The organism is Enterobacter sp. BWH52 (assembly GCF_001037565.1).
Taxonomy (GTDB): Bacteria; Pseudomonadota; Gammaproteobacteria; order Enterobacterales; family Enterobacteriaceae; genus Enterobacter; species Enterobacter hormaechei_C.
Window position 1 is genome coordinate 64,007 of record NZ_KQ089856.1, and the last position, 13,288, is coordinate 77,294.

12 protein-coding genes are annotated in these 13,288 nt (G+C 56.8%); 4 read left to right on the forward strand and 8 right to left on the reverse strand.

Features of this window, described 5'->3' with window-relative positions; translation table 11 throughout:
• Positions 1 to 57: 57 nt before the first annotated feature.
• Together SK47_RS21625 and SK47_RS21630 are read left to right on the forward strand one after the other, a co-directional pair.
• Complete coding sequence (locus SK47_RS21625) at positions 58 to 468, forward strand: CidA/LrgA family protein (protein ID WP_048245138.1); 411 nt, start codon at positions 58 to 60, stop codon at positions 466 to 468.
• Positions 461 to 1,150: an LrgB family protein gene (locus SK47_RS21630; protein WP_022650232.1), complete on the forward strand. Its 690-nt coding sequence runs from the start codon at positions 461 to 463 to the stop codon at positions 1,148 to 1,150. Before SK47_RS21625 ends, SK47_RS21630 begins: the two co-directional genes overlap by 8 nt.
• A 32-nt stretch (positions 1,151 to 1,182) precedes the next feature.
• Here SK47_RS21630 and actP read toward each other — a convergent pair whose 3' ends face one another.
• The 3 genes from actP to acs form a co-directional block, all read right to left on the reverse strand.
• Positions 1,183 to 2,832, reverse strand: coding sequence for a cation/acetate symporter ActP (gene actP / locus SK47_RS21635; RefSeq protein ID WP_023324016.1), 1,650 nt, complete (start codon positions 2,830 to 2,832; stop codon positions 1,183 to 1,185).
• Positions 2,829 to 3,143 (reverse strand): DUF485 domain-containing protein, encoded by a 315-nt coding sequence (locus SK47_RS21640; RefSeq protein WP_032608251.1) that lies wholly within the window; start codon positions 3,141 to 3,143, stop codon positions 2,829 to 2,831. Before SK47_RS21640 ends, actP begins: the two co-directional genes overlap by 4 nt.
• A gap of 95 nt (positions 3,144 to 3,238) precedes the next feature.
• The gene (gene acs, locus SK47_RS21645) at positions 3,239 to 5,197 is read right to left on the reverse strand and encodes an acetate--CoA ligase (RefSeq protein WP_022650235.1); all 1,959 of its coding nucleotides are present in this window, start codon (positions 5,195 to 5,197) and stop codon (positions 3,239 to 3,241) included.
• 423 nt (positions 5,198 to 5,620) lie between these two features.
• Here acs and gltP point away from each other — a divergent pair, with 423 nt between their 5' ends.
• Entirely contained in the window at positions 5,621 to 6,934 is a 1,314-nt protein-coding gene (gltP, locus tag SK47_RS21650) for a glutamate/aspartate:proton symporter GltP (RefSeq protein WP_003860256.1), read from the forward strand.
• Positions 6,935 to 7,017: 83 nt separating this feature from the next.
• On the opposite strand, the gene SK47_RS21655 is transcribed toward gltP, so the two are convergent.
• From SK47_RS21655 to fdhF, 3 genes are all read right to left on the reverse strand, one after another.
• Positions 7,018 to 7,692, reverse strand: a complete 675-nt coding sequence (locus SK47_RS21655; protein ID WP_003860254.1) for a tetratricopeptide repeat protein — start codon at positions 7,690 to 7,692, stop codon at positions 7,018 to 7,020.
• Positions 7,693 to 7,813: 121 nt separating this feature from the next.
• On the reverse strand, positions 7,814 to 7,966 hold the full coding sequence (locus SK47_RS21660) for a Hok/Gef family protein (protein WP_003860252.1): 153 nt from the start codon (positions 7,964 to 7,966) through the stop codon (positions 7,814 to 7,816).
• Between the two features lie 321 nt (positions 7,967 to 8,287).
• Positions 8,288 to 10,435, reverse strand: coding sequence for a formate dehydrogenase subunit alpha (fdhF, locus tag SK47_RS21665; protein WP_080472743.1), 2,148 nt, complete (start codon positions 10,433 to 10,435; stop codon positions 8,288 to 8,290).
• A gap of 256 nt (positions 10,436 to 10,691) precedes the next feature.
• On the opposite strand from fdhF, the gene SK47_RS21675 reads away from it, so the two are divergent.
• Positions 10,692 to 11,423 (forward strand): response regulator, encoded by a 732-nt coding sequence (locus SK47_RS21675; protein WP_048209962.1) that lies wholly within the window; start codon positions 10,692 to 10,694, stop codon positions 11,421 to 11,423.
• Here SK47_RS21675 and SK47_RS21680 read toward each other — a convergent pair.
• On the reverse strand, positions 11,405 to 12,424 hold the full coding sequence (locus SK47_RS21680) for a carbohydrate kinase family protein (protein ID WP_003860244.1): 1,020 nt from the start codon (positions 12,422 to 12,424) through the stop codon (positions 11,405 to 11,407). The two genes, SK47_RS21675 and SK47_RS21680, sit on opposite strands and share 19 nt — an antisense overlap.
• Positions 12,424 to 13,284 (reverse strand): ketose 1,6-bisphosphate aldolase, encoded by an 861-nt coding sequence (locus SK47_RS21685; RefSeq protein ID WP_003860242.1) that lies wholly within the window; start codon positions 13,282 to 13,284, stop codon positions 12,424 to 12,426. The genes SK47_RS21680 and SK47_RS21685 overlap by 1 nt, the downstream gene beginning before the upstream one ends.
• Positions 13,285 to 13,288: the final 4 nt, after the last annotated feature.

The window sequence follows — 13,288 nt, forward strand, 5'->3', positions numbered from 1 at the left end:
GTCGATACCGTACGCTCACTATACTGGCGCCTCGTCTCATTTCTGAGGAAAACCCCCATGGCCGTGGCGTTAAGCCGTGTTACGCCTGCCGTTGTGCAACGACTTCAGGTACCGGTTCAGGTACTGCTCTACGCGGGACTGTTTGTTTTCGCGGAATATCTTGTCGACTGGCTGCATCTGCCTTTACCCGCCAACCTGGTGGGGATGGTGCTGATGCTGACGCTGATCCTCTGTCGCGCGTTGCCCCTTAACTGGGTGCGCGCCGGGGCGCGCTGGCTGCTGGCGGAGATGCTATTGTTCTTTGTGCCGGCCGTGGTGGCGGTGGTGAATTATGCACAACTGCTGATGGTCGACGGCTGGCGCATCTTTGCGGTTATCGCCCTGAGCACGCTGATGATGCTGGGCGCCACCGCCTGGGTGGTGGATAAGGTGTATCGCTTTGAAATCAGCAGGCAGAAGCATGACTAACTTTCAGATAAGCCTGCTGTGCCTGATTGCGACAGTTGTCATCTACTTTGCCAACAAGCGCCTGTATCGCCGCTTTCGCGCGCTGCCGCTGATGCCGTTGGTCTTTACGCCGATCCTGCTGGTGCTGATGCTGGTCTTCGGCCATATCTCCTGGCAGAACTACATTGGCGAATCCCACTGGCTGCTGTGGCTGCTCGGCCCGGCGACCATCGCCTTCGCCGTACCCGTTTATGACAACCTCGCTATTATCAGACGCCACTGGATGTCGCTCAGCGCGGGCGTCGTCACCGCGACGGTGGTGGCGGTGTGCAGCTCGGTCTGGCTGGCGCGCCTGTTTACCCTGTCGGATGAAATCCAGCGCAGCCTGGCGGTGCGTTCGGTGACCACGCCGTTTGCGCTGGCAGCCGCCAAACCGCTCGGTGGCCAGCCGGATCTGGTGGCGCTGTTTGTGGTGGTGACGGGCGTCTTTGGGATGGCGGTGGGCGATATGCTGTTTCTGCGGCTTTCTATTCGGGAAGGAATGGCCAAAGGCGCGGGATTTGGCGCGGCGTCGCACGGTGCGGGCACGGCACGTTCCTATGAGCTGGGACAGCAGGAGGGCGTTGTCGCGAGCCTGGTGATGATGCTTTCGGGCGTCACGATGGTGCTGATCGCACCGCTGGTGGCGTGGGTGATGTTTTAAGCTCCCCGGCCAGAATGGCCGGGGAGAAAGGTTTAGTGCGCGCGGCCCTGCTCAACGCCAAGACCGGTTTGTGAACGAATAAACTGGGCGCGGAATTTCTCGCGCTCCAGGTTACCTTCCGGCGAATTGTCGGTAGCCGAGAAGACCCAGATACCGACAAACGCCACGGCAATGGAGAACAGCGCCGGGTATTCATACGGGAAGATAGCGCTTTCGTGACCGAGGATCTGCACCCAAATCGTTGGGCCCAGAATCATCAGGATCACCGCCGTCAGCAGCCCCAGCCAGCCGCCAATCATCGCCCCACGGGTGGTCAGTTTTGACCAGTACATTGAGAGCAGAATGATCGGGAAGTTACAGCTTGCCGCAATCGAGAAGGCCAGCCCGACCATAAAGGCGATGTTCTGCTTCTCGAACAAAATCCCCAGCAGGATGGCGACGACGCCCAGCACCAGCACGGTGATTTTGGAGACTTTTAGCTCATCGCGCTCGCTCGCGCCTTTACGGAAAACGTTGGCGTAGAGGTCATGCGAGACCGCCGACGCGCCGGCCAGCGTCAGCCCTGCAACCACCGCGAGGATGGTGGCGAAGGCCACGGCAGAGATAAAGCCAAGGAACAGGTTGCCGCCCACCGCGTCGGCCAGATGCACCGCCGCCATGTTGTTACCGCCGATAAGCGCGCCCGCCGCGTCTTTAAACGCCGGGTTCGCCCCCACAAGCATGATCGCGCCAAAGCCGATAATAAAGGTCAGGATATAGAAGTAACCCATAAACCCGGTGGCGTAGAACACGCTCTTACGCGCTTCACGCGCATCTGACACCGTGAAGAAGCGCATCAGGATATGCGGCAGACCTGCGGTACCGAACATCAGGCCGAGACCGAGCGAGAGCGCGGATATCGGATCTTTCACCAGCCCACCCGGGCTCATGATCGCTTCCCCTTTCGGATGCACTGACATGGCTTCGGTAAACAGATTATTGAAGCTGAACCCAACGTGCTTCATCACCATAAAGGCCATAAAGCTGGCGCCGAACAGCAGCAGTACCGCTTTGATGATCTGTACCCAGGTGGTGGCCAGCATGCCGCCGAACAGGACATACATCACCATCAGCACGCCCACCAGCACCACCGCGATGTGGTAGTTCAGGCCGAACAGCAGCTCGATCAGCTTACCCGCACCCACCATCTGCGCAATCAGGTACAGCGCCACCACCACCAGCGAACCGCAGGCGGAGAGGGTACGAATCGGCCCCTGCTTCAGGCGATAGGAGGCGACGTCAGCAAAGGTATAGCGCCCCAGGTTACGCAGGCGCTCGGCAATCAGGAACAGAATGATCGGCCAGCCGACAAGGAAGCCGAGGGAGTAGATCAGGCCGTCATACCCTGAGGTATACACCAGCGCGGAGATCCCAAGGAACGAGGCGGCAGACATAAAGTCTCCCGCAATCGCCAGACCGTTCTGGAAGCCGGTGATGTTGCCGCCCGCGGTGTAGTAATCGTTACGGGAGCGCACGCGTTTCGACGCCCAGTAGGTGATATACAGCGTCAGCACCACGAAAATCAGGAACATGATAATCGCCTGCCAGTTGGTTGGCTGGCGCTGGACCTCGCCGGTAATGGCATCTGCTGCATGGGCAGCAAAGGGAAGTGTGGCGGCGAGCGCCGTCAGAATTCTCTTCATGATGCTTTTACCTCGCGCAGAACTTCTCTGTTAAGACGATCGAATTCACCGTTCGCACGCCAGACGTACACACCCGTGAGCACAAACGAAATGATGATAACGCCAATCCCAATCGGAATACCGCGCGTGACGCTGGTACCCTCATGCAGCGGGGTGCCCAGCCAGTGCGGCGCAAAGGCGATCAGCAAAATAAAGCCGACGTAGATAATTAGCATGATGATGGAAAGCAAGAAGGCAAACCGTTGCCGTTTTTCGACCAGCTCCCTGTAGTGCGCACTATTCTCTATCTGCTGACAAATATCGTTATTCATCACAGAAATCTCCAGAAGTAAGGTTGGTTTGTTTTATCCCCTCTCCCCTATGGGGAGAGGGTTAGGGTTAGGGTGAGGGGAGAGGGAGAAAAAAATTATGAAGGCATTGCGATGGCCTGCTTCTCTTCGAGCAGTTTGTCCACCACGCCAGGATCCGCGAGCGTTGAGGTATCACCGAGGTTACTGGTGTCGCCTGCCGCGATTTTGCGCAGGATACGGCGCATAATCTTGCCGGAACGGGTTTTCGGCAGCGAGTCGGTCCAGTGCAGCACGTCCGGCGTGGCAAGCGGGCCGATCTCTTTACGCACCCAGTTGCGCACCTCGGTATACAGCTCTGGCGACGGCTCTTCGCCGTGGTTCAGGGTGACGTAGGCGTAGATCGCCTGGCCCTTGATGTTGTGCGGAATGCCGACAACCGCCGCTTCGGCAATCTTCGGATGCGACACCAGCGCAGACTCAATCTCCGCCGTGCCCAGACGGTGGCCAGAGACGTTCAGCACGTCGTCCACGCGTCCGGTGATCCAGTAATAACCGTCTTCATCCCGGCGCGCGCCGTCGCCGCTGAAGTACATGTTTTTGAAGGTCGAGAAGTAGGTCTGCTCGAACCGCTCGTGGTCGCCGAACAGGGTACGCGCCTGGCCAGGCCAGGAATCGACGATCACCAGATTGCCCTCGGTGGCGCCTTCCTGCGGATTGCCTTCGTTATCCACTAGTGCAGGCTGTACCCCGAAGAACGGACGGGTGGCCGAACCGGCTTTCAGCTGCGTGGCGCCCGGCATCGGGGTGATCATAAAGCCGCCGGTTTCGGTCTGCCACCAGGTGTCCATCACCGGGCACTTCTCGTTGCCGATCTTCTTCCAGTACCACTCCCAGGCTTCCGGGTTGATCGGCTCGCCCACGGAGCCGAGGATGCGCAGGGAAGAGCGGTCCGTGCCTTCGATGGCTTTATCGCCTTCCGCCATTAATGCGCGGATCGCCGTTGGCGCGGTGTAGAGAATGTTGACCTGATGCTTATCAACCACCTGGCACATACGCGCCGGCGTTGGCCAGTTCGGTACGCCTTCAAACATCAGCGTCGTTGCGCCGCAGGCCAGCGGGCCGTACAGCAGGTAGCTGTGGCCGGTGACCCAGCCCACGTCGGCGGTACACCAGTAGATGTCGCCCGGATGGTAGTCGAAAACGTATTTAAAGGTGGTGGCCGCGTAAACCAGATAGCCGCCGGTGGTATGCAGCACGCCTTTCGGCTTACCGGTGGAGCCGGAGGTATAAAGAATAAACAGCGGATCTTCCGCGTTCATCTCTTCCGGCTGATGCTGGTCGCTCGCTTTTTCAATCAGATCGCTCCACCACAGGTCACGCCCCTCGTGCCAGTCGATTTTGCCGCCCGTGCGTTTGAAGACAATGACGTTACTGATGGATTTCACGTTCGGGTTTTTCAGCGCTTCATCAACGTTTTTCTTCAGCGGAATACCGCGCCCGGCGCGCACGCCCTCGTCAGCGGTGATCACCAGCTTCGAATTCGAGTCGACAATACGCCCGGCAACCGCCTCCGGCGAGAAGCCGCCGAAGATAACGGAGTGGATCGCGCCGATGCGCGCGCAGGCCAGCATAGCCACCGCCGCTTCCGGCACCATTGGCATATAGATCGCCACTACATCGCCTTTTTTAATGCCCTGGGCCAGCAGCACGTTGGCAAAGCGGCACACGTCGCGATGCAGTTCTTTATACGAGATGTGTTTACTCTGAGAGGCATCGTCGCCTTCCCAGATGATGGCCGTTTCGTTGCCGCGTTCGGCAAGATGGCGGTCCAGGCAGTTCGCCGCCAGGTTCAGCGTGCCGTCTTCATACCATTTAATGGAGACGTTGCCCGGCGCGAAAGAGGTGTTCTTTACCTTCTGATAAGGTTTGATCCAGTCGAGGATGTGACCCTGCTCACCCCAGAACGCGTCAGGGCTGGAAACGGACTGCTGGTATTTCTCCTGGTACTGCTCCGGACTTATCAGGCAACGGTCCGCAATGTTTGCGGGAATGTCGTGTTTGTGTATTTGGCTCATGGCTTTTTTTCTCCTTGTAAGATGTTAATAATATGTCGCAAAAACGTTAATAGTAGGGGCTTTACAAGCTTTGTTTAGTATTTGGGCGACAGATCACGCAATGTCTGAAGAGTATGAAAATTGAGCGAATGAAACTTTGAAGGGAAATAATTCATCTGAAGAATTATTCACTTTTTTGAAGTGAAAATATTTTGTATAACAAACGGTTATTTATGCGAATTGCTATAAATTACCGACAATGACACTTTTTGCAGTGAAATGCCTTGTTCTTTAAGGCTTGCGCAGCATGCCGTGCAAATGATACTCATACGGCGCGTTAAAAAATCCCATAAACCAACGCAACACAATTCATACCCTTTCAGTATGTCTCCATATTCATGCAGTTTTGATGGTGCGGAGATTTCATTGAGGAAGTCATTTTCTATGAAAAATTTGAAAGTCAGCCTGGCCTGGCAGATCCTGCTGGCCCTTGTGCTGGGCATCTTGCTGGGCAGTTACCTCCATTATCATAGCGACAGCCGCGAGTGGCTGATTGCGAACCTTCTCTCCCCTGCGGGCGATATCTTTATTCATCTGATCAAGATGATTGTTGTGCCGATTGTGATCTCGACGCTGGTGGTCGGTATCGCGGGTGTTGGTGATGCGAAACAGTTAGGCCGCATCGGCGTTAAAACCATTCTCTATTTCGAAGTGATCACCACGGTTGCCATCGTTCTTGGCATCACCCTGGCGAACGTGTTCCAGCCTGGTGCCGGGATCGATATGTCGCAGCTGGCGACGGTGGATATTTCGAAATACCAAAGCACAACCGCCGATGTGCAGAGCCATTCGCATGGGTTGATGGGGACTATTCTCTCGCTGGTACCGACCAACATTATCGCGTCCATGGCGAAGGGCGAGATGCTGCCGATCATCTTCTTCTCGGTACTCTTTGGCCTGGGGCTTTCTTCCCTGCCCGCGACGCACCGTGAACCGCTGGTGACCGTGTTCCGCTCTATCTCCGAAACCATGTTCAAAGTCACCCACATGGTGATGCGTTATGCGCCAGTCGGGGTATTCGCGCTGATTGCGGTGACCGTAGCGAACTTCGGCTTTGCCTCCCTGTGGCCGCTGGCGAAGCTGGTGATTCTGGTGCACTTCGCGATTCTGTTCTTCGCGCTGGTGGTGCTGGGCATTGTGGCGCGCCTGTGCGGGCTCAGCATCTGGATCCTGATCCGCATCCTGAAGGATGAGCTGATTCTGGCGTACTCCACGGCAAGCTCCGAGAGCGTACTGCCGCGTATCATTGAGAAGATGGAGGCCTACGGTGCGCCGGCGTCCATTACCAGCTTCGTTGTACCGACCGGTTACTCCTTCAATCTGGATGGTTCAACGCTGTATCAGAGTATTGCAGCGATCTTTATCGCGCAGCTGTACGGCATTGACTTGTCGCTGTGGCAGGAAATCGTACTGGTTCTGACGCTGATGGTGACTTCAAAAGGGATCGCAGGCGTGCCGGGCGTCTCCTTCGTGGTGCTGCTGGCGACGCTGGGCAGCGTCGGTATTCCGCTGGAAGGCCTGGCGTTTATTGCCGGTGTGGACCGTATCCTCGACATGGCGCGTACCGCGCTGAACGTGGTGGGTAATGCCCTGGCGGTACTGGTAATCGCTAAGTGGGAACACAAGTTCGACCGTAAAAAAGCGCTGGCGTATGAACGCGAGGTACTGGGTCGTTTTGATAAAACGGCTGACCAGTGATGTAAAAAGCCGGGTGGCGGCTTCGCCTTACCCGGCCTGCATAAGCCGTAGGCCCGGTAAGCGCAGCGCCACCGGGCAACAATTTACTCCCCGCTCAATGCATCAAACTCTTCACACCCGGTATCAAACCCTTCGGTACAGCTCAGGTTTAACCAGTAAAGCGCTTTCTGCTTATTCGGTGTGATAAAGCCTTTCTCACCCTGCCTGAACAGCATTCCTGCCCAGTACTCCGCATAGCCCGTCCGGGACAGAGCCGAACTCCGCTTGAACCACGATGCGGCCTGCACGTCATCCTGAGGAACTTCAACGCCGTTGGCATAGATCAGCCCCAGCAGCTGTTGCGCGTCTACCGCCGAGTCGCTATCGATGTCTTCGGTCGCCGATTGCAGCAGTGCGATGGCCTGCGGGTAGTCGGTTTTGCCCGCCTGCGTGTTCACCAGCACACGCGCCAGCATGATCGCGCCGCGTTTGCTGCCCGCAATGTTTGCCTGTTGGGCCAGGGCTTTAGCCTGCGCATAGTCACCCTGCGAAAAGTGGATTTGCGACAGCAGCGCCATGGCGTCGACATCACCGCCTTTTGCCGCTTTTTCCGCCCACAGCGCCGCCTGCGCGCTGTCGCCGGAACTGAACCAGGTATCGGCGAGATAATACTGCGCGCGCGCATCGCCCGCTTCAGCCTGCTTTTTATACTGGCTGCCTATCTCATCGGCATGGGCAAACGCGGTTAAAAATAACAACATCAGAAAAAGGATTTTCATGGATTCTTATCATCTGGGTACACGCCGCGCAGTATAATCGCGGCGACAGAAGAAAAAAACGGGTGCGTTAAGACCTCAGCATCCCACAAGCCGGGCGGAACACGCGTTCCGCCCGAAGAGGTTAGCCTGCGTTACAGGCTAATTTCGCCGCCACCTCCTGATGTTCACTCTTTATTGAAAACTCGCAGAGCCTGCCGCGAGTAATAAAGGTAAAGATCACTATCGTCAGGCAAACAATAAAGACGATGCCTAACGCAGTTTTTAAAGGCGTCATGCCTTTTACTCCTTGTCAAAAAAAGAATAAGAGGCTACTCTCAACTTGTTGGAGTTGAGGGAGTAGCCTCGGGTAAACGAAAATTTCCCGGGGCTTTCTACTTTCTGTCCCTCAACAATGCTCAAGACAGAAAGTCTTAAGCACCCGCCGCACATCTTATCCCTCTGAATTAAAATGCAAAGATGTAATTCTATTCTGCGTAAATTACATTATTTCTGCGAGCCGCTTTCCAGAATAATAATTTCTATTTCTTATGAATTAATCGGAAATAAAAAGGGAGTGAATATATCACTCCCTTTATTCAACGATAAATTAACGGCTTCAACCCATTGCGCTTTCGCGCAGTCGGGCTTTCAGCTTGTTATATTCGTCGATCACATACTGTTCCGCAGCGTGTTGATCCGCAATGGACTCCACGTTTACGGCGCAGTATTTATACTCCGGCGTTTTGGTTATCGGGCTTAAGTTCTCGGTCACCAGCTCGTTGCAGGCGCCAATCCACCACTGGTAGGTCATATAGACTGCCCCTTTGTTCGGACGGTCGCTGACCTGCGCGCGGGTAATGATGCGGCCTTTACGCGAATTCACCCACACCAGCGCTTCATCTTCAATACCGAGCCGTTCGGCATCGGCGGTGTTGATCTGCGCGTAACCCGGTTCATCCGCCAGCGCCGCCAGCGCGGCGCAGTTGCCGGTCATGGAACGGCAGGAGTAGTGGCCCACTTCACGCACGGTGGAGAGCACCATCGGATACTCGTCGGTGAGCTTATCGATCGGCGCGACCCAGTCGCAGGTGAAGAACTGCGCCAGCCCGTTCGGGGTGTCGAACTTCTCTTTAAAGAGGTATGACGTCCCCTGATCGGATTCTGACTCATCCCGGCACGGCCACTGGATGTAGCCCAGCTCACCCATTTTTTCATAGGTTGCCCCATAAAAGTCCGGGCACAGATGCCGCAACTCGTCCCAGATCTCCTGGGTGTTGTTGTAGTGCATCGGGTAGCCCATGCGGGTGGCGATTTCGCTGATGATCTGCCAGTCCGTTTTCAGATCCCATTTCGGCTCGACGGCCTTGAAGAAGCGCTGGAAGCCGCGGTCTGCCGCCGTATAGACACCTTCATGCTCGCCCCAGGAGGTCGACGGCAAAATCACATCCGCCGCTGCCGCGGTTTTGGTCATAAAGATATCCTGAACAATCACCAGCTCCAGATCCTCAAAGCCTTTGCGCACTGCGGACAGTTCGGCGTCGGTCTGGAGCGGATCTTCACCCATGATGTAGGCCGCACGCACTTCACCGTGCGCCGCGCGGTGCGGCAGCTCGCTGATGCGATACCCGGTGTGTGCCGGCAGGCTCTCCACGCCCCAGGCCTTCGCAAACTTCTCGCGGTTTTCCGGGAATTTGACGTACTGATAGCCCGGATAGGTGTCCGGCAGCGCGCCCATATCACACGCACCCTGCACGTTATTCTGACCACGCACCGGGTTCACGCCCACATGCGCTTTACCCAGATTGCCGGTCAGCATCGCGAGGCTGGTGAGCGAGCGCACGGTTTCCACGCCCTGGTAGAACTGGGTCACGCCCATGCCCCAGAGAATGGCGGCGGTTTTTGCCCCGGCATACATTCTGGCCGCTTGACGAATCTCCTGCGCGCTGACGCCGGTTATCGCTTCGACGGATTCAGGCGTATAGCCCTCGACTATTTTCTTATACTCTTCAAAGCCTTCTGTACGGGTCGCGACAAACGCCTGGTCGTAGAGATTCTCCTCAATAATGACGTGCCCCATCGCATTCAACAGCGCGATGTTCGAGCCGTTTTTCAGTGCGATATGCATATCCGCAATGCGCGCGGTTTCAATTTTACGCGGATCGCAGACGATGATTTTCGCCCCGTTCTGTTTGGCGCGAATAACGTGATTCGCGACGATAGGGTGAGAATCCGCCGGGTTATAGCCGAAGATGAACACCAGATCGGTGTTATCTATCTCATTGATGGCATTACTCATTGCGCCGTTACCGACCGACTGGTGCAGACCTGCAACCGATGGGCCGTGTCAGACGCGAGCGCAGCAGTCGACGTTATTGGTACCAATAACGGCGCGCGCGAATTTTTGCATCACATAGTTGGTTTCATTCCCGGTTCCGCGTGAGGAGCCGGTGGTCTGAATCGCATCCGGGCCATACTTGGCCTTGATGGCGCTAAGGCGCGTGGCGACGTAATCCAGCGCTTCATTCCAGGAGACGGCTTCCAGCTTGCCGCCGCGCTCGCGGCGGATCATAGGGGTTTTCAGGCGCGGGGTGAGGATTTGGGTATCGTTAATAAAATCCCAGCCGTAATACCCTTTCAGGCACAGCGTGCCCTGATTGGTTTTACCCTGCGCCGCTTCCGCCCGGACGATTTTGCCGTTATCGACCACCAGGTGGATCTTGCAACCTGAGGCACAATAAGGGCAAACCGTGACGACTTTTTTCATCACTTTGCTCCAGTTAAACAGTTCTTACCTGCCCAATATGCAGCTTCTATGCCATGTTTTTATTATGGGTATTTCCTGACTTTACGACCCTTTGCGGGGCAAAACCCTGACGAAAAACAGCCAATCGTCAAAATTGACGTGTCGAAAGGGCAGGGGATGTGACATGGATTGAATTTCCGTCACGTAAAAAACAATTCGGCTGGAGCCGGCGGCAGAATGGTTCAGACTTAACATAATTCCCTGACGGAAGCATGCGATGAAACCGGCGATTCTGGTGGTTGACGATGATGTCGCAGTCTGCGAACTGCTACAGGATGTGCTCAGCGAGCACGTCTTTACCGTACTGACGTGTCACTCTGGGCAGGACGCGGTGAACCGTGTCCAGCAGGACTCCGGCATTGCGCTGGTTCTGCTGGACATGATACTGCCGGATATCAACGGATTACAGGTTTTACTGCAACTGCAAAAGCAGCGACCATCGCTACCGGTGGTAATGCTGACGGGGCTGGGAAGTGAATCAGATGTGGTCGTCGGGCTGGAAATGGGCGCTGATGATTACATCGGAAAACCGTTCAATCCGCGCGTGGTGGTCGCCCGCGTTAAGGCGGTGCTGCGTCGTACCGGCGCGCTGGACGCGGAGCCTGCCGCGCCGCGCGTTGAAGGTATTGCCTTTAACGGCTGGACGCTGGACACCACCCGCTGCGAGCTGAGCGATCCGCAGCGTAATACCGTGCCGTTAACACAAGGCGAATATGGCCTGCTGCTGGCATTAACGCAAAACGCCCGCCGGGTACTGAGTCGTGAACAGCTGCTGAAGCTGACCCACAGCGAAAGCGCCGAGGTCTTTGACCGCACTATCGACGTGTTGATCATGCGGCTACGGCGAAAAATTGAGGTCAATCCGCACCAGCCTCTGCTGATCAAAACCATTCGCGGTCTGGGCTATGTTTTTGCCACGGACGTTTCCCATCATGAGAAAGCCGCCTGACCGTTCTCCTGAATAAACGCCTGAAGCTCGGCCAGCGTTTTCGCGCCGTCAATTGCATTAGCCGCCAGCAGGCTGGCCCGCGCGCAGGCGTGCGCCAGATAAATACTCTCCGTCAGCGGCAGGGATTCATGGCAGCCGTATAAAAAGCCCGCGCAAAACGCGTCGCCCGCGCCGACGCTGCCGATAATCTCGTCCTGCGTCAGCTTCCACGACGGAACCCATTGCCCTTTTTCACCCGGCGCTTCACCCCATGCCCCTTCCGGACAGTGGATCACCACCCGCTGCCGCACGCCTGCCGCCAGCAGTTGTGTGGCAGCGTCGGCGATATGGGCCATGTTCAGCGCATCATGGCCGTCACGGATCTCAAGCCCGCTAAACTCACCGGCTTCCAGCTCGTTAATCACCAGATAATCAAGATGGCGCAGGGCAGGGAGCACCAGCGGCTGATAGCGCGGATCGCCCTTGCGGGACACCAAATCGAGCGAGGTTTCATACCCCTGATCGCGCATCTGTGCCAGTAACCGCGCGCTGCGGGTGCCAAATTCCTCGTCCGGCATGTCCAGGCTGTCGAGCAGCAGCAGGTAGCCGAGATGGAAGATCTTCAGCGATCCGTCTAAACGATCGAAGGCGGGAAGATCCAGCAGGCGGTTGGCGCCCGGCGAGTGGAAAAAAGTGCGCTGTCCGCTGGGGTCGGTCATCACCTGCGACATCGACGTTGGGGCGAACGTTGTACGCTGCACGCGCTGGCGATTGACGTGATACTGGTCGAGCATCGCCAGAATATAGTCTCCGTCGCTGTCTTCCCCAATCAGCCCCACCGCCTGTAACGGCAGGCCGACGTGCATTTTCGCCAGCGTCAGCAGAACGTTGAGCGGCGCACCGCCGGTTGAGCGTTCACTATGGGTGATTTCCGCCAGCCAGCCGCGCTCCGGCCACTGTACGATCTGGTGGACGTGATCCACCAGCATGTTGCCTGCGGCGATAATCCCTTTGCGTTCCATTATGCCTGCCCCGCGCTGCCGAAGATGCGCATCTGTTCCGCAACCGTATCGGTAATGGCCTCTTCAATGCCCAGCAGCAGTTCGGCAAACTCATCGTACAGCGGCTGGCGGTTTGCCATGCGCTGCTCAACGGCGGCGAGCGCGGCCTGCGACATGCCGGTATAAAAGTTGATTTTATGAATGCCCAGCTCGATGGCGCGGCGGAAATCAGTATCGCTTATGCCAGAGCCGCCGTGTAAAACCAGCGGCAGGCCCGTCTGCTGTCGAATGGCGTCCAGACGCGGGAAATCAAGCTTCGGCTCGCCCTTGTATTTGCCGTGCGCGTTGCCAATGGCGACCGCCAGCGCGTCGATACCGGTTAAATCGACAAACTCGCGCGCCAGCTGCGGATCGGTGAAGAAGGCTTCATCCGCATGCCCGTAAAGCGCACCCCCTTCATCACCCCCGACCGCGCCCAGCTCCGCCTCTACCGAGACGCCCACCGCATGGCACATCTTCACCACTTCCCGCGTCTGGCGGATATTTTCCTCATAGCTCAGCGTCGAGCCGTCGAACATCACCGAGCTGAACCCTAAGCGCAGGGCGCGCACGACGGCCTCAAAATGCAGCCCGTGGTCGAGGTTAAGCACCACGGGAATATCGTGACGGGCGGCTTCGAACTTCACTGCTTCGACAAGCGACTCCAGAGACACGTACTTAAAATGCACTTCGGCGATGTTGATGATAAACGGCGAGCGTTCCTGCTTCGCGGCGGCAAACAGCGCGCGCAGGAAGTGGGAGTCGAGCACGTTGAACGCGCCCAGGGCGTAGCGGTGTTCCCTGGCGTGGGCCAGACCATCGGCAAGAGAAATCAATGGCATCATT